The sequence below is a fragment of the Streptomyces sp. UW30 genome (assembly GCF_008042075.1).
Classification (GTDB): Bacteria; Actinomycetota; Actinomycetes; order Streptomycetales; family Streptomycetaceae; genus Streptomyces.
Genome location: NZ_RDBN01000030.1, coordinates 1 through 19,304 on the forward strand (window position 1 = coordinate 1; position 19,304 = coordinate 19,304).

Annotated in this window: 2 protein-coding genes and 1 pseudogene; all 3 read left to right on the forward strand. The window is 74.1% G+C overall.

What is annotated here, in order from left to right; translation table 11 throughout:
- Positions 1 to 14,655 (forward strand): SDR family NAD(P)-dependent oxidoreductase (locus EAO75_RS47330; RefSeq protein ID WP_410092312.1); only part of this gene is annotated, 14,655 nt, incomplete at its 5' end.
- 127 nt (positions 14,656 to 14,782) lie between these two features.
- A pseudogene (locus EAO75_RS47335) lies at positions 14,783 to 15,391 on the forward strand (ABC transporter ATP-binding protein); the annotation flags it as partial.
- A gap of 590 nt (positions 15,392 to 15,981) precedes the next feature.
- The coding region (locus EAO75_RS14980; protein ID WP_410092314.1) for a beta-ketoacyl synthase N-terminal-like domain-containing protein at positions 15,982 to 19,304 on the forward strand (3,323 nt) is incomplete at its 3' end.

Sequence of the window (19,304 nt, forward strand, 5' to 3'; positions counted from 1 at the left end):
GTGCTGCTGCTGGAGCGGCAGTCGGATGCGGTGCGGAACGGGCATCGGATTCTGGCGGTCGTGCGGGGCAGTGCCGTCAATCAGGACGGTGCTTCGAACGGCCTGACGGCTCCGAACGGGCCCTCGCAGCAGCGGGTGATCCGGCAGGCACTGGCGGCCGCCGGGCTGTCGACGGCTGATGTCGATGCGGTGGAGGCGCACGGCACGGGTACGACTCTCGGTGATCCGATCGAGGCGCAGGCACTGCTGGCGACCTACGGTCAGGATCGTGAACGGCCGCTGCTGCTGGGCTCGGTGAAGTCCAACCTCGGCCACACCCAGGCCGCCGCAGGCGTGGCCGGTGTCATCAAGAGCGTGCTGGCGATGCGGCACGGCGTCGTCCCGCGCACCCTGCATGTCGACGCGCCGTCCTCCCACGTGGACTGGTCGGCCGGCGCGGTGGAACTGGTCCAGGAGCCGGTTCCGTGGCCGGACTACGATCGTCCGCGCCGCGTCGGCGTGTCCTCCTTCGGCGTGAGCGGCACGAACGCACACGTGATCCTTGAACAAGGTCCTGTGGAGCTGGAGTCCGAGCAGCCGGCGGAGCCGTCCGGGGACGTCCCCTGGGTGGTGTCCGGCAAGACGGCGTCCGCCCTCGACGCGCAACTCGACCGCCTTCGCGCAGGCATCGAAGGCTCGGCTCAGGACGTCGGCCACGCGCTCGCGACCGGCCGGGCCCGGTTCCCGCACCGGGCGGTGCTGGTGGGCGGCGAAGTGGTCCGGGGAGTGGCCGTCCAGGGGCCGCTGGCGTTCGTGTTCTCCGGACAGGGCGCTCAACGGCTCGGCATGGGGCGGGAGTTGTACGGAAGATTCCCGGCATTCGCCCAAGCCCTGGACGAGATCCTGGCCGGACTCGATCCGCGCCTGCGTGACGTCGTCTGGGGCGAGGACGAGGAGGCCCTGAACCGGACCGAGTTCACCCAGCCCGCCCTGTTCGCGATCGAGGTGGCGCTGTTCCGGCTGGTCGAATCGCTGGGCGTGCGGCCGGACTTCCTGGCCGGTCACTCCGTCGGCGAGATCGCTGCCGCTCATGTCGCGGGAGTCCTGTCGCCGGCGGACGCGTGTGCGTTGGTGTCGGCGCGAGCACGGCTGATGCAGGCACTGCCCGAAGGCGGGCTGATGCTGGCGATCGAGGCCACCGAGGACGAAGCCACCCCGCACCTCACCGACGAGGTGTCCATCGCGGCGGTCAACGGACCCACCTCACTGGTGCTGTCCGGGGTGGAGGAGGCCGTCCTCGCGGTCGCCGCCGCCCTGCCGGGCCGCCGTACCACCCGCCTCCGCGTCTCGCACGCCTTCCACTCGCCGCTGATGGAGCCGATGCTGGACGAGTTCCGCGCGGCGATCGCCGGTCTGCATTTCCACGAGCCGGACATCCGGCTCGTCTCGAACCTCCCCGGGGATGTCGCCACCCCGGACTACTGGGTCGAGCACGTCCGCGGGACAGTCCGTTTCGCCGACGGCATCCGCACCCTTGGCGACCAGGGCGTCACCCGCTTCCTGGAGCTGGGCCCCGACGGCACCCTCACCGCGCTCATCGAGCAGACCGCCCCCGAAGACGCCGTGGTAGTCCCTGCACTGCGCAGGAACCGTCCCGAGGAGACAGCCGCACTCACAGCCCTCGCCCAGCTCTTCGTACACGGCGTCCCCGTCGCCTGGCCGGCCCTCTTCACCGGCCCCGCGGTTCGCCCCGTCGAGGTGCCGACGTATCCCTTCCAACGTCGGCGCTTCTGGCCGGAACCGTCCCTGTCCGTGAAGGACGCCGTGGCCATGGGCGTGGACGCCGTCGGGCATCCGCTCCTCGGCGCGGCCGTACCCCTGGCCGGGTCCGACGGGACCGTCCTGACCGGTCGGCTGTCACTCGCCTCGCACCCCTGGCTCGGCGACCACAGGGTGCACGGCCGTTCCCTGCTGCCCGGCGCCGCACTGGCCGAACTGGCCCTGCGTGCCGGCGAGGCGTACGGCTGCCGGCGCCTCGCCGAACTGATCCTCGACACGCCGCTGGTGGCGCCCGATGAGGGTGGCGTACGTCTTCAGGTCACCGTCGGCCCGGCTGACGCGGACCGGCGGCGGACGGTGACCGTGCAGTCCCGTCCGGAAGGGGATGCGGAAGCGCCGTGGACCGTCAACGCGTCCGGTCTGTTGGAGGGTGGGGAGCAAACGCCCGCTGCTGAGCCGGAGTTGGCGCTCTGGCCGCCGGTCGATGCCGAGCCCGTCGCACTCGACAGCTTCTACGCCGACCGGGCCTCGACCGGGTTCGGGTACGGCCCGGCCTTCCAGGGGCTGCGTGCCGCGTGGCGGCGTGGTGACGAGGTCTTCGTCGAGGCGGAGTTGCCCGAAGGCACCGAGCCGGGGGGTTTCGTTCTGCACCCCGCCCTGTTCGACGCGGCTCTGCAAGGTACTTCGCTGCTGGTGGGGGACGGTGTGGTGCCCTTCTCCTGGGAGGGTGTCGCGCTGTACGCCGAAGGGGTCTCGGCGGTACGGGCCCGGCTGTCGCTCGTCGCGCCGGACCGCGTCCGGGTGGCCCTCGCCGACCCGACGGGACGGCCCGTGGCCGGTGCCGACGCGCTGGCCGTCCGTGCCATCACTGCGGGGCAGTTGGAGGCGGCGGGCGCGGCCGGACCGCTGTACCGCGTCGAGTGGGTGCCGGCCGCAGACGTGGCCCGTAACCCCGGCACGCTGAACGTCTCCGGGGACGGCGACGGCACACTCACCGCGGCGTTGCGGGAGGCGGGCCTCGTACTGGTCGAAGGCGGTGCGGAGGCGGAGGTCCTGGTCCTGCCGCCGCCCGCGTCGGACGTGCGGTCCGCCGTGGCGGACGCCTTGGCGGTGTTGCAGGATGCCCTGGCCGAGGAGCCCGAGCGCCGACTGGTCCTGGTCACGCGGGACGGTGACGGTCCCACGGGGGCCGCCGTGCGCGGGCTGCTCAGGTCCGCCGCCGCCGAGCATTCCGGCCGACTGGCCGTCCTCGCCCTCACCGATCCGGCGCCGCGGGCGCTGCGCGCCGCACTTGGGCTGCTGCTGCACGGCGCCGAGCCCGAGGTCGCCGTGCGGAGCGGGGAGGTTCTGGTGCCCCGGCTGGGGCGGCTGCGAGGGCCGGACGGCGAAGGCCGGGCACCGGCGTGGGACCGGGGGAGTGTCCTGGTCACCGGTGGCACGGGAGGCCTCGGTGCTGCCGTGGCACGGCATCTCGTCGCGCGACACGGCGTGCGGGATCTGCTGCTGGTCTCGCGCCGAGGTCCGGACGCGCCGGGTGCCGCCGAACTGGTCGCCGAGCTGGCGGAGGCCGGCGCCCATGCCGAGGTCGCGGCCTGTGACGTGGCCGACCGTGACGCACTGGCGGGGGTGCTGGCCGGGCGGACCGTCGGCGGTGTCGTGCACACGGCCGGGATCCTCGACGACGGCGTGGTCACCGCGCTGACCGAGGACCGGGTGGCGGCCGTACTGCGCCCGAAGACGGAGGCCGCACGACATCTGCAGGAACTCGTCGACGCCGATGTGCCGTTCGTGGTGTTCTCGTCGGCCGCCGGAGTACTCGGAAGCGCCGGGCAGGGCAACTACGCCGCCGCCAACGCCGGTCTGGACGCGCTGATGCGCGAGCGGCGTGCCGCGGGACTGCCGGGGCTGTCGCTGGCCTGGGGCCCCTGGGAGGCCGCCGCCGGAATGACCCGGCAGCTCACCGACGCCGACCGGGCGCGTATGGCGCGCACCGGACTGCTGCCGCTGCCCACGGCGACCGCGCTCGCCCTCTTCGACGCCGCCCTGGCCCACGACGAACCGGTCGTGCTGCCCCTGAGCCTCGACACCCAGGCACTCGGCGCCGCCGGGCCCGCCGCACCGGCCGTACTGCGCGGCCTCGTCCGCGACCGGCACCGTGACCGGGAACGGCGCCGTACCGCAGCGCCGTCCGAGTCCGGTGACGCGGGGCTCGCGGCGGCACTGGGCCGGCTCGGGCCCGAGGAGCAGCGGCGTGAGCTGCTCGGCCTGGTGCGCGGTGAGGTCGCCCGCGTGCTCGGGCACCGCCGCGCCGATGCCGTGGATCCCCGACGGCCGCTGCGCGAGCTGGGATTCGACTCGCTCACCGCCATCGAGCTGCGCAACGGTCTCGCCGCCACCACCGGCCTACGACTGTCCGCGACCCTCGTCTTCGACCACCCGACCGCCGCCGACCTCGCCGCGCATCTGCACGAGCGGTTGACCGGCGGCCCGGCCCCGGACGCCGCCGAAGCGGACGACCGCCGGAGCGCCACGTCCACCTCCACCTCCACCGATGACGATCTGGTGGCGATCGTGGGCATGGCCTGCCGCTTCCCCGGCGATGTCGGGACCCCCGACGACCTGTGGCGACTGGTGACGGACGGCGTCGACGCCATCGGCGACGTTCCCTCCGAGCGCGGCTGGGAGGAGGCCAGGCGCGGCGGATTCCTGGGCCGCGCGGGCGACTTCGACGCCGACTTCTTCGGGATGAGCCCACGCGAGGCACTCGCCACGGACGCACAGCAGCGGCTGCTCCTGGAGGTCTCCTGGCAGGCGGTCGAGGACGCGGGCATCGATCCGGTGACGCTGCGCGGCAGCCGCACCGGAGTCTTCGCCGGTGTCATGTACGGCGACTACGGCACTCTCCTCACCGACGAGCGGTACGCGGGCCTGCGCGGCGCCGGCAGTGCCCACAGCGTGGCCTCCGGCCGGGTGGCGTACACCCTCGGCCTGGAAGGACCGGCCGTCACCGTCGACACCGCCTGCTCCTCCTCGCTCGTGGCGATGCACCTTGCCGCCCAGGCGCTGCGCGGCGGCGAGTGCACCCTTGCCCTGGCCGGCGGAGTGACGGTGATGGCGACCCCCTCGACCTACGCCGAGTTCGACCGCCAGGGCGGCCTCGCCGCCGACGGCCGCTGCAAGGCGTACTCCGATGCGGCCGACGGCGTCGGATGGGGCGAGGGCGTCGGCCTGGTCGTGCTGGAGCGGCTGTCCGACGCCCGCCGGAGCGGGCACCGCGTGCTGGCGGTCCTGCGCGGCTCCGCCGTCAACCAGGACGGCGCCTCCAACGGCCTGACCGCCCCCAACGGACCCGCCCAGCAGCGCGTCATCCGCCAGGCGCTGGCGGTCGCGGGGCTCTCCCCGGCCGACGTGGACGCGGTCGAGGGCCACGGCACCGGTACCCGGCTCGGCGACCCCATCGAGGCGCAGGCCCTGCTCGCGACGTACGGACAAGGCCGCGCGCAGCCGCTGCTCCTGGGGTCGGTGAAGTCCAACATCGGGCACACCCAGGCCGCAGCCGGAGTCGCCGGCGTCATCAAGACGGTGCTGGCCATGCGACACGGCATCGTGCCGCGCACCCTGCACGCCGACACGCCGTCCACGCACGTGGACTGGGAGTCGGGCGCGGTACGCCCGGTGCGTGAGGACACGGTGTGGCCGCCGACGGACCGGCCGCGCCGGGCCGCCGTCTCCTCCTTCGGCGTGAGCGGCACCAACGCCCACCTCATCCTCGAAGCCGCCCCGCCCCAGCAGCAGATGCGCGAGCGGGAGCCCGCCGCAGTGACACCGGCCGTGGTGCCGTGGGTCGTGTCGGCCCGCACCGCCGCCGCCCTCGACGCCCGTACGGCCGGGCTCGTCCACCGCGACGACATGCTCGACGTCGGCCTCACCCTTGCGGACACCGCCCGCACGGCCTTCCCGTACCGTGCCGTGGCCCTTGCGACGGACACCGGCAGCCCCGTCGAGATCGCCCGGGCAGTCGCCGCCGAACCCGGCCCGACGGCCTTCCTCTTCTCCGGCCAGGGTGCTCAACGCCTCGGCGCGGGACGCGAGTTGTACGAGCGCTTCCCCGTCTTCCGTGCCGCCCTCGACGAGACGCTGGCACTGCTCGACCCCGGCCTGCGCGACGTGCTGTGGGGCACCGACGAGCCGGCCCTGAACCGCACCGGCGCTGCCCAGCCCGCCCTCTTCGCCGTCGAGGTCGCCCTCTACCGGCTGCTGGAGTCTCTCGGACTGCGCCCCGACGTCGTGGCCGGGCACTCCGTCGGGGAGATCGCCGCCGCGCACGTCGCCGGAGTCCTGACCCTGCCCGACGCGTGCCGCCTGGTCACGGCCCGGGCCACCCTGATGGACGCACTGCCGGAGGGCGGCGTCATGGTCGCCGTCGAGGCCGACGAGGACGACGTACGGCCCCACCTCGCCGCCGGAGCGTCCCTCGCCGCCGTCAACGGGCCCGCCGCCGTGGTCGTCTCCGGCGACGCCGACGCCGTCGAGGCCACCCTCGCCGCCCTCCCCGGCCGGCGCACCACCCGCCTCCCGGTCAGCCACGCCTTCCACTGCGCGCACATGGACCCGATGCTGTCCGACTTCCGTGCCGTGCTGGACACCCTGGAGTTCCGGGAGCCGCGCCTGCCGGTCGTGTCCACCCTGACCGGAACCGCCGTAGGGGAAGGCGAGGTGACCGACCCCGCCCACTGGGTACGGCAGGTGCGCGAGACCGTCCGCTTCGCCGACGCCGTGCGCGCCATGGCCGACACCGGGGTGCGGTCCTATGTCGAGGTCGGCCCCACCGCCGCCCTCTCGGCACTCGTCGAGTCGATCCTGCCCAAGGACGCCCACCCGGACGCCGTCGCCGTGCCGGTACTGCGGTCGGGGCGCCCCGAGGAGAGCACGCTGGTCACCGCGCTGGCCCGGCTGTTCACGACCGGCGTGCCCGTGGACTGGCCCGCGCTGTTCACGGGAACCGGAGCCCGCCGTACGCGGCTGCCCGGCTACCCGTTCCAGCACCGCCGCTACTGGCCGCCCGCCGGAGCCGCTCGCGCCGACGTCCGCGGCTGCGGACTGACGGCCGTGCACCATCCGCTGCTGGGAGCGGCGGTACGCCTCGCCGACACCGACGCCGCCCTGTTCACCGGCCGCGTCTCGACGACGACCCACCCCTGGACGACGGGCCATCGCGTCGCCGGCCGGCTCGTCCTGCCGGGCTCCGCGCTCGCCGACCTCGTCGCCCGGGCCGGCGCCGAACTCGGCCACGGACACGTCACCGAACTGACCCTCGCGCAGCCGCTCGTCCTGCCCGACAGCGACGCCCTGACCCTTCAGGTGTCCGTCGCCGAACCCGACGACGCCGGCCTGCGCCCCGTCACCGTCTCCTCCCGCCACGACGGCGACCCCGACGAGCCCTGGCTGCGCCACGCCGTCGGCCTCCTCGCCGCCGACACCGCCCGGCCCGGGTCCGCGCCGACCGACTCGTGGCCGCCGGCCGACGCGGAGCCGGTCGACCTCGACACCTTCTACGCCGAACTGGCCGACACGGGCCTCTCCTACGGCCCACCGTTCGGGGCGCTCACCGCCGTCTGGCGGCGCGGTGCCGAGGTGTTCGCCGAGGCCGCCCTCCCGGACGACACGGACACCGACGGCTTCGCCCTGCACCCCGCCCTGTTCGACTCCCTGCTGCACGCCGCCGCCTTCACGGGCGCCGCGCCGGGCCTGCCCTTCGCCTGGCAGGACCTGGCGCTGCACGGCGGCACAGGCGCACGGGCGCTGCGTGCCCACATCGTGCGGAACGCGGACGCGGACACGGGTGCGGGTGGGGGCGCCGTGCGCCTCACCGTCACGGACCCCTCAGGCACACCGGTGGCCTCCGTGGGCTCCCTCGTCACCAGGCCGCCCTCCGAGCCCCGTACGACGGTCCCCAACGCACTGTTCCGGCGCACCTGGGCGCCGGTGGCGCACCCCGAAGCGTCGCCGACCCCTCGTCCGGCCGTACTCACCACCACGTCCGTCCCGGCCTGGGCACCACAGGACGCCGAGATCCTGGCCGGCTTCGACGCCCTCGACGCCACCACACCCGCACCAGACCTCGTCCTCACCGAGATCGCCGCCGAGGAACTTCACTCCACGCTCCGCGACACCCTGGACCTCCTGCACTCATGGCTCGCCGCCACGCCGTACGCGACGTCCCGCCTGGTCGTCGTGACGTCCGACGAGGACACCCCGGTCCTTGAGGCCGTACGGGGCCTGGTCCGCTCGGCGGCGAATGAACACCCCGGCCGCCTTGCCCTGCTCACCCGCGACCCGAACACACCTCAACTCCCCTCCCCGGCCCAGCTTTTCGGCGCCTACGAGTCGGGCGAGACGGAGATCGCCGTACGCGGCACGGACCTGCTCGCGCCCCGCCTGACCCGTCACGAGCCCGGCACGCCGGACGACACCCGAGACATCTGGACGGGCCCGGGCAGCGTGCTCATCACGGGTGGCACGGGTGGCATCGGCGCGGCCTTGGCACGCCACCTCGTCACCCGGCACGGCGCACGCGACCTCCTGCTCGTGTCCCGGCGCGGGACGGACGCCCCCGGGGCGGCCGAACTACGCACCGCACTCACGGAGTTCGGCGCCCAAGTGGAGGTCGCCGCGTGCGACGTGGCCGACCGCGACGCACTGGCGGAGCTGCTCACCGGCCGCACCATCGGCGCCGTCGTCCACACGGCCGGCGTCCTCGACGACGGCGTCCTCACCGCCCTCACTGCCGAACGCCTCTGGGCAGTCCTTGCCCCCAAGGCGGACGCCGCGCGGCATCTGCACGAACTCCTCCCGGACGTCCGGGCGTTCGTCCTGCTCTCCTCCGCCGCCGGCACCTTCGGAGGCACCGGCCAGGCGAACTACGCCGCCGCCAACGCCTACCTCGACGGCCTCGCCGCACACCGCCACGCCCTCGGTCGCCCCGCGACCTCCCTCGCCTACGGTCCGTGGGCGATGAACGACGGCATGACCGGCGAACTCGACCGCACCGACCGTGAACGCCTGGCGCGCTCCGGCTTCCGCCCCCTCACCGTCGAGGAGGCCCTGGCCCTGTTCGACACGGCAACGGCCGATGAAGCCCCGGTCCTCGTGCCCGTCCGGCTCGACCATGCGGCGTTGCGCTCGCGGACCGAGGTTCCGCCACTGCTCCGGGGCCTGTTCCGGAGCCGTACGACCACTGCCGGCGCGGCCGACCTCCCGCGCCGCCTCGCCGGGAAGACCGCGGAGGAACAGCGAGCCCTGCTCCTCGACATGGTGCGCGCCCGCGCCGCAGCCGTCCTCGGCCACGACGATGCCGTGGCCGTCGAACCCCGACGTCCCTTCCGGGACCTGGGCTTCGACTCGCTGACGGCCGTGGAACTGCGCAACGCGCTCGCCGCGGAGACGGGGATCCGCCTGCCCGCCACCCTGGTCTTCGACCACCCGTCGGCCGAGACGCTGGCGGCCCACCTGCGGGATCGGCTGGCCGGCACGGCGACGGTACCGGAGGCGCCACCGACCGCGATGCCCCTGACGGACGATCCCGTGGTGATCGTGGGCATGGCGTGCCGCTACCCGGGTGGGGTCCGGTCGCCGGAGGATCTGTGGCGGCTGGTGTCCGAGGGCGTGGACGCGGTGGGCGAGTTCCCGACCGACCGCGGCTGGGACGTGGAGCGGCTCTATCACCCCGATCCGAACCACAGCGGCACTTCCTCGACCCGGGCCGGTGGCTTCCTCGCCGACGTCGCCGGGTTCGATCCCGAGTTCTTCGGGATGAGTCCGCGTGAGGCGTTGGCGACGGATGCGCAGCAGCGGTTGCTGTTGGAGTCGGTGTGGGAGGCGGTAGAACGGGCCGGTATCGACCCGACGTCGCTGCGCGGCAGTCAGACCGGCGTCTTCGCCGGTGTGATGTACAACGACTATCGGGAGTTGTTGCCGGGGGAGGAGTTCGAGGCGTTCCGCGGCAACGGCAGTGCCCCGAGCATCGCTTCGGGCCGCGTCGCCTACGCACTGGGCCTCGAAGGCCCGACGGTGACGATCGACACCGCTTGCTCGTCGTCCCTCGTGGCGCTCCACCTGGCTGCGCAGGCGCTGCGGTCGGGGGAGTGTTCGTTGGCGTTGGCCGGTGGTGTGACGGTGATGTCGACGCCTACGACGTTTGTGGAGTTCTCCCGGCAGGGCGGGCTGGCGCCGGACGGTCGCTGCAAGGCGTTCTCGGACGCGGCCGATGGGGTCGGCTGGGCCGAGGGCGTCGGCGTGCTGCTGCTGGAGCGGCAGTCGGACGCGGTGCGCAACGGCCACCGGATTCTGGCGGTCGTCCGCGGCAGCGCCGTGAACCAGGACGGCGCCTCGAACGGCCTGACGGCTCCGAACGGTCCCTCGCAGCAGCGGGTGATCCGGCAGGCGCTCGCGTCGGCGGGGCTGTCGGCCGCCGAGGTGGATGCCGTCGAGGCACACGGCACCGGCACCACACTCGGCGATCCGATCGAGGCACAGGCGCTACTCGCCACCTACGGCCAGGACCGTGAACGGCCGCTCCTCCTGGGCTCGGTGAAGTCCAACCTCGGCCACACCCAGGCCGCCGCAGGCGTGGCCGGTGTCATCAAGAGCGTGCTGGCGATGCGGCACGGCACCGTCCCGCGAACCCTGCACGTCGACGCGCCGTCCTCCCACGTGGACTGGTCGGCGGGTGCCGTGGAGCTGGTCCGAGAACCGATGCCATGGCCGGACAGCGACCGCCCCCGCCGGGCCGCCGTCTCCTCCTTCGGCCTCAGCGGCACCAACGCCCATGTCATCCTCGAAGCGGGCCCCGAGGAAGAGCCACTCACCGACAACGGCGGGCGCATCGTCCCCCTGATCGTCACGGCACGTTCGGAGCAGGCCCTGGACGCGCGGATACGGCAACTCCAGCCGTCCGAGCCATCGGTGCACGTCGGCTTCACCGCGGCGACCGGCCGGGCCACCTTCGCCCACCGTGCGGTTCTGTCGGCGTCCGCGGCAGGGGTGGTGGAGGCGGCCAGGGGAGTGGCGGCCGAGGGGCCGACGGCGTTCGTGTTCTCCGGCCAGGGTGCTCAGCGCCTCGGCATGGGCCGCGAACTGTACGACCGTTTCCCGGTGTTCGCCCAAGCCCTCGACGAGACCCTGGCCGAACTGGACCCATGTCTGCGCGATGTGATCCGGGGCGACGAGGAAACCGTCCTGAACCGTACGGAGTTCGCCCAGCCCGCGCTCTTCGCCATCGAGGTGGCGCTGTTCCGGCTCGCCGAATCCTTCGGCGTGCGGCCGGATTTCGTGGCCGGTCACTCCGTCGGGGAGATAGCCGCCGCCCATGTTGCCGGCGTGCTCTCCCTCGCGGACGCGTGCACGCTGGTGTCGGCGCGGGCCCGGCTGATGCAGGCCCTGCCCGAGGGCGGACTGATGCTCGCGGTCGAGGCCACGGAAGCCGAGGTCACCCCGCACCTCACCGACGAGGTGAGCATCGCGGCGATCAATGGCCCCACCTCCCTGGTGCTCTCCGGCACGGAAGAGGCCGTTCTCGCGGTGGCCGCCACCCTGCCCGGCCGCCGTACGACCCGGCTACGGGTCTCGCACGCCTTCCACTCCCCCCTCATGAACCCGATGCTGGAGGACTTCCACACCGCGATCTGCGACCTCCACTTCGCCGAGCCCCGCATCCCCCTCATCTCGAATCTCACCGCGGGCGCCCCCCGCACGCCCGACCACTGGGTCCAACATGTCCGCGGCACCGTTCGCTTCGCCGACGGCATCCGCGCCCTCACCGACCAAGGCGTCACCCGCTTCCTGGAACTCGGCCCCGACAGCACCCTCACCGCTCTCATCGAGCAGCTCGCCCCCGAGGACGCCGTCGCGGTCGCCGCGCTCCGCAAGAACCGTTCCGAGGAAGAGGCGTTGGCCGGCGCACTGGGCCAACTCTTCGTGCACGGCGTGCCTGTCGACTGGGCGGCCTACTTCGCCGGTACCGGCGCCCGACTCACCGACACCCTCCCCACCTACCCCTTCCAGCGGCAGCGCTACTGGCCGGAGCCCCGTATCGGCCCAGGCGCCGGTGGCATGCGTTCCGTCGGGCTCGGGCCGGCCGGGCATCCTGTGCTCGGCGCGGCGATGCTCCTCGCGGACGCCGGCGGCGCGGTGTTCACGGGCCTGCTCTCGCCCCAGGCACAGCCCTGGCTCGCCGACCACACGGTGCTCGGCCGGACCCTGGTCCCCGGCGCGGCCCTGGTCGAGCTGGTGATCCGGGCCGGTGACGAAGTCGGCGTCGGACATGTCGAGGAACTGACCACGGTCGCCCCGCTCGTACTGCCCGACGACGGCGGAGCCGTCGGACTCCAGTTGCGGATCGGAGACGCCGACGACGGGCGGCGCACCTTCGCACTGCACGGACGGCCCGAGCGGGACGGCACCGACGCTTCCTGGACGGCGTACGCGCACGGCGTCCTCACCCACGCCCCTGCCGAGGCGGCGGTTCCCGACGCGGACGTGTGGCCTCCCGCGGGCGCCGAGGTCATCGAACTCGACGCGCACTACGACACGTTGGCGGACGCCGGCTTCGACTACGGCCCGTCCTTGCGCGCACTGCGGCGCGCCTGGCGGCGGGGCGACGAGGTGTTCGCGGAGGTGTCCTTGGACGCAGCCACGGACACCGACGGATACGGCGTCCACCCGGCCCTCCTCGACGCGGTGCTGCACGCGGCCGGTTTCACGGGGGCGGGCGGCGACGGCGGGACGGCGCTGCCCTTCTCGTGGGAGGACGTGTCCCTCTTCGCCTCGGGTGCCAGGACCGTGCGGGCCCGGCTGGAGCGGACGGGCGAGCGGAGCGTGCGCATCGCGATCGCCGACACCGAGGGCGGGGCCGTCCTCACCGTCGGCGGGCTCACCGTACGACCCGTCGACGACGACCAGTTGGCCGGTGCCGGGTCCGGCGCCGCTCCGGACGCGTTGTTGCGGACCGCGTGGCTGCCCCTCGGCGACCTCCCGGCCGACGCGCCCGCCGAGATCGCCGTACTCGGAGAGCTGCCCGAGGATCTCGCCGGGGAGCTGATCTCGACCGGCGTCAAGGCCGTGGCGTACGACGGACTTGCCGCCGTGGCCGGACACCACCGCCTGGTGCTGGCGCCGCTGCCGGAGACCGTGGCCGAACCGGACCCCTCCGCCTGCGCCCATGCCCACGCCCGTGCGGCGCTCTCCCTCGCCCGGACCTGGCTGGCCGATGAACGGTTCGCGGGGGCGCGGCTCGTCGTCCTGGGCCGTGGGGCCACGACCGGGGCGGATCCCGGTGCCGCGGCCGCCTGGGGGCTGCTGCGCTCGGCGCAGAGCGAGCACCCCGGCCGTATCGCTCTGCTCGACGTGCCCGGTGAACCCCGTGGCCTGGCCGGCGCGTTGGGAGTGACCGAACCCGAAGTGGCCCTGGTGGGAGGCGAGTCACTGGTGCCGCGGCTGGAGCGCGTGAGCGGCGACGGACCGCCGCAGCCGGCCACCGACTCCGGCGAGAGCGTCCCCTTCGGCGACGGGGGAGCCGTACTCGTCACCGGCGGCACCGGAGGACTCGGTGCCGTTCTCGCCCGGCACCTCGTCACGCGGCACGGCGTACGGGACCTGCTCCTGCTGTCGCGGCGCGGGGCCGACGCGCCCGGCGCCGCGGACCTCGTCGCCGAGCTGACCGGGCAGGGGGCCCGCGTCGAGGCCGTGGCCTGCGACGTCTCGGACCGGGACGCGCTCGGTGCCGCCCTCGCCGGACACCACGTCGGCCATGTCGTGCACGCGGCAGGCGTCCTCGACGACGCCACAGTCGCGCACCTGACGCCCGAGCGGGTCGCCGCCGTCCTGCGGCCCAAGGCCGACGCCGCGTGGCATCTGCACGAACTGCTGCCGGAGGTCCGCTCGTTCACGGTGTTCTCCTCGGCGGCCGGCACCTTCGGCAACGCCGGACAGGGCGCGTACGCCGCCGCGAACGCCTTCCTCGACGCGCTCGTACGGCACCGTCACCGGATCGGTCTGCCGGGCCGGTCCCTGGCCTGGGGACCGTGGCAGCAGTCGGAGGGCATGGCAGGCGCGCTGAGCGCGCGTGACGTCGAGCGGATGCGTGCGGCCGGGTTCCCGCCACTGCGCACCGACGAGGGCCTGGCCCTCTTCGACCGGACCGCTTCCCTCGCCGAACCCGTCCTGCTGCCGGTGCGGATCGACGCGGCAGCACTGCGCGCCCGCGACGACGTACCCGCGCTGCTGCACGGCCTCGTCCCGGTCCGCAGGTCTGCGGCCAGGTCCACCGACCCGGAACTGGTGGCGCGGCTCGCGACACTGGACGCGGCCGAAGGGCGCACGGCCGTACTGGAATTGGTGCGCGAGCAGGCCGCCCGTGTCCTCGGCCACCGGCCCGACGGCACGACGGAGGTGGGACCGGCCCGGGCCTTCCGCGACCTCGGATTCGACTCGCTGATGTCGGTGGAGCTGCGCAACGCGCTGAGCACCGCCACCGGTCTGCGGCTGCCCGCCACGCTGGCCCTGGACCACCCGACACCGGAGGCGGTCGCCGGGCACCTGTACACGCTGCTCGCCCCCGAGACCGAGCGGACCGGGGCGGACGGCCTGCTGGCCGCCTTGGAGCGCGTCGAGCAGATGATCGCGGCACTGCCGGAGCCCGCCGCCGACGGCGCGGCGCACCGGCAGATCGCGGGACGGCTCGACGTCCTGCGCACGCGCTGGTCGGAGCTCGCCGCATCGGCGACCGCCGCACCGGACGCGGACGTGCACGACCCCGAGAAGGAGGCGGAGTTCGACGTGGACAACCTGTCGGACGACGAGATGTTCGCCTTCCTCGACGACGAACTCGGCAACGGGTGACCGAGGGGTGGAGAGCTTCCACTGATGTCCCCTGCCGCGCCCCGCCTAGCGTGGGCGAACCGGTACACGAACGGCGGACCAGCGGCGCGGCCGGGTCCCTGAGCCTAAGAGGCGATGAGACGTGGGCATGGTCAAGACGGACGACGGTCCGGCCATCGAGGTGCGTGATCTGGTACGCGCCTATCGCGGCCGGGGCGGTGAACTCATCAAGGCCAACGACGGGTTGACCTTCAACGTGCCGCGTGGGCAGGTGTTCGGCCTGTTCGGCGCCAACGGCGCCGGCAAGACGACACTGGTCCTGCAGATGCTGGGGCTGGTGCGCCCCACATCCGGCTCCATCACCGTCAACGGCATCGATGTGGTGCGCCACCCCGAGCTGGTGAAGTCCACCGTCGGCTTCCTGCCGCAGCGCGGTCTGTCGATGCGGTTGATCGAGGCCCGCCGGGCCCTGCACTACACGGGCCGGCTGCGCGGCCAGAGCGAGGCGGACGCCCGGCGTCAGACCGACGAACTGATCGAGGAGCTGGGTCTCGGGCCGTACGCGGACCGGCAGGTGGAACGGCTCAGCGGCGGTCTGATGCGGCTGGTGAACTTCGGGATGACCCTGATGGGCCGGCCCGAGCTCATCGTGCTGGACGAGCCCACCAACGAACTCGACCCGCACAACCGGCGGTTGATCTGGGACATCGTGCAGCGCCGCGCCGCCGACGACGGCACCACGATCGTCCTGGTCACCCACAACGTGCTGGAGGCGGAGAAGGCGGTCCACCGTGTCGCCGTCATGCACGGCGGCCGTATCACCGCCATGGGCACCCCGGGCGAACTCAAGGAACAGACCGGCGCCCAGGCGCGCCTGGAGCTGTTCGTCCGCGACGGCGGCAGCCTCACCGAGGCGGAGGCCGCCCGGCTCGGCCGGATCGGCGTCGTCACACCCGGCGACCGCAACGGCAGCTACCTCGTCACGGCGCCGCCCGACCGGATCCAGCCCCTGCTGGAGGTCCTCGTCACCGACGTCGGCGTGACCCGCGTCGACGACTTCCGCTTCGCCCGGCCCACGCTGGAGGACGTCTACCTCAGCCTCAAGCCCGAACCCGTCGGCCCACCGGAGGAGCCGGCCGAGCCGGAGCCCGAGGCCACCCGATCGCCCGAACCGCAGCCCCCCGTCAAGGAACTCGCGGCGGTCGGCGCCCCCGGAGCCGAGCCCGACGCCGCCGCACCCGCGACGAACGCCGTCCCTACCCGGCGCACTTCACGGCCGTCGTGGCCGCCCTCGGCGAGCGGCGGCACACCCGCCTCGCCGTCAGCCACGCCTTCCACTCGCCGCTCATGGAGCCGATGCTGGACGACTTCCGACAGGCCCTGGCCGGACTGGAGTTCCACCCGCCCCGGCTCACGGTCGCATCGGCCCTCACCGGCCGGATCGCCGGGCCCGAGGAGCTGTGCTCGACGGAGTACTGGGTGCGCCACGCCCGCGAGACCGTGCGGTTCGCCGACGCGGTGGACGCCCTGCGCGCGGCGGGCGCCGGCGCCTTCCTGGAGGCCGGCCCGACCGGCGTGCTCAGCGGCATGGTCCTGGCCAACGGGCCACGGGACGGCGTCGCCGCCCCGCTGCTGCGCCGCGACCGGGGCGAGGAGGAGACCGTGATCGGCGCCCTGGCCACGCTCCATGTCGCGGGCGTCCCCGTCCCCGCTCTGCTGCGTGGCCTGGTGCGCGCCGGACGACGTACCGCAGGCAGCGGGACCGTCACGCGCGGCGCGCTCGTCGACCGGCTCGCGGGACTGCGGCCCGACGAGCGGCGCCGCCACCTCGTCGAGCTGGTGCGGGCCGAGGCCGCGGGCGTGCTGGGCCACGGTACGAGCGAGGCGGTCGACGCCGACCACGAGTTCCGCCGGCTCGGCGTGGACTCACTGACCGCGATCGAGCTCCGCAACCGGCTGGCCGGCGCGACCGGCCTCCAACTGCCCGCCACCCTGGTCTTCGACTACCCCACACCACGAAGCCTCGCCATCCATCTGCTCGGCGAACTGATCGAGGAGGGCGTCGTCGGCGACGCCCCCGTGACGCCGACCGCGTCCGGCGCCGGCGCCTCGGACGAACCCCTTGCCCTGGTCGGCATGGCCTGCCGCTACCCCGGCGGCATCACCTCGCCCGAAGAGCTGTGGGAGTTCGTGGCGGCCGGCGGGGACGCCATCTCCGGTATGCCCGACGACCGGGGCTGGGAGAAGCACACCGGCGTCGCCTCGGCCGACGGGATCGCGGGCGGATTCCTGCGCGGCGCGAGCGAGTTCGATGCCGCGTTCTTCGAGATCTCCCCGCGCGAGGCCGTGGCGACGGACCCGCAGCAGCGGCTGCTCCTCGAGACCGCCTGGGAGGCCCTCGAACGGGCCGACCTGGACCCGCACAGCCTGCGCGGCAGCCGCACCGGCGTCTTCGTCGGCCTCAGCGGCCAGGACTACGGCACCCTCGTCATGCAGTCCTCCGTCGACGTGGAGGCCCACGCCACCACCGGCCTGAACACCAGTGTCGCCTCCGGCCGGCTGGCGTATGTGTTCGGTCTTCAGGGCCCGGCCCTGACCGTCGACACCGCCTGCTCCTCCTCCCTCGTCGCCCTGCACCTCGCCGGACAGGCGCTGCGCGGCGGCGAGTGCGGGCTCGCCCTGGTCGGAGCGGTCACCGTCATGTCCACGCCGGTGGGCTTCGCCGGGTTCTCCCGCATGGGCGGCCTCGCCACCGACGGCCGCTGCAAGGCCTTCGGTGACGGCGCCGACGGGACCGGGTGGTCCGAGGGCGTCGCCGTCCTCGTCGTGGAGCGGCTGTCGGACGCGGTACGCAACGGGCACGAGGTCCTCGCCGTGGTCCGGGGCTCGGCCGTGAACCAGGACGGCGCCTCCAACGGGCTCACCGCGCCCAACGGCCCCTCCCAGCAGCAGGTCATCCGCCAGGCCCTGGCCAACGCCGGGCTCACGCCGACCGACGTGGACGTCGTCGAAGCGCACGGCACCGGCACCTCGCTCGGCGACCCGATCGAGGCACAGGCCCTGCTCGCCACCTACGGCCAGGACCGCGAACACCCGCTGCTGCTCGGCTCGGTGAAGTCCAACCTCGGCCACACCCAGGCCGCCGCGGGCGCCGCCGGGCTCATCAAGACCGTGATGGCGATGCGGCACGGCGTCCTGCCCCGCACCCTGCACGCCGACCCGCCCTCCCGGCACGTCGACTGGGGAAGCGGGGCCGTGCGGCTGCTCACCGAGAACCTCCCCTGGCCGGACACAGGCCGCCCCCGCCGGGCCGGCGTGTCCTCGTTCGGCATCAGCGGCACCAACGCCCACGTCCTGCTCGAACAGCCGCCCAGCCCGCCGGGGCGGCACCGTACGCCGCTCGGGGCGCCGGGGTCGCACCGTACGCCGCTCGGGGCGCCGGGGTCGGAGCGCGCCACGGTCATCGCGCCGGGGTCGGACCAGGCCTCGGTCATCGCGCCGGGGGCGACCCGTGTGTCGGTCGGCGACGTCACCACACCAGGCCCCGACCGCTCCCCGTCCGGCGATGTCACCGCTGCGGTCCCCGACCGCTCCCCGTCCGGCGATGTCACCACTGCGGTCCCCGACCGCTCCCCGTCCGGCGATGTCACCACACCGGGACCCGACCGCGCCGCGGGCACCGTCCTGCTGCCGTGGGTGATCTCTGCCCGCACCGAGACCGCCCTCGACGCGCAGATCGAGCGGATCCGGTCGGCCGCCGACGGCCTCGACGCGCGCGACATCGCCTGGACGCTGGCCGGCCGCGCCGCCCTCGAACACCGCGCCGTCCTGCGCGCCGACGGCACGGCGGAGCTCGCCCGCGGCCTGGCCGCCGACCGCCCCCTCGCCGTCGTCTTCCCCGGCCAGGGCAGCCAGCGGCCCGGCATGGGCCGTGAAATGCACGCACGCTTCCCGGAGTTCGCCGCCGCCCTCGACGAGGTCCTCGGCCACTTCGACGCCGCCGTCCGGGACGCCATGTGGGGCACCGACGAGGCACTGCTGGGCCGTACCGACCACGCGCAGTGCGCGGTGTTCGCCGTAGAAGTCGCGCTGTTCCGGCTGCTGGAGTCGTGGGGCGTCACCGCAGGACACGTCACCGGGCACTCCGTCGGCGAGGTGGCCGCCGCCCACGTCGCGGGTGTCCTCTCCCTCGCGGACGCCTGCGCGCTGGTGGCGGCCCGGGGCCGGCTGATGGCCGCGCTGCCGCCCGGCGGCGTGATGGTCGCCGTCGAGGCGACCGAGGACGAGGTACGGCCGCTGCTCACCGAGGGTGTGTCCCTGGCGGCCGTCAACGGCCCCACCGCCGTGGTCGTCTCGGGCGTCGAGGATGAGGTCACGGCCGTCGTGGCCGCCCTCGGCGAGCGGCGGCACACCCGCCTCGCCGTCAGCCACGCCTTCCACTCGCCGCTCATGGAGCCGATGCTGGACGACTTCCGACAGGCCCTGGCCGGACTGGAGTTCCACCCGCCCCGGCTCACGGTCGCATCGGCCCTCACCGGCCGGATCGCCGGGCCCGAGGAGCTGTGCTCGACGGAGTACTGGGTGCGCCACGCCCGCGAGACCGTGCGGTTCGCCGACGCGGTGGACGCCCTGCGCGCGGCGGGCGCCGGCGCCTTCCTGGAGGCCGGCCC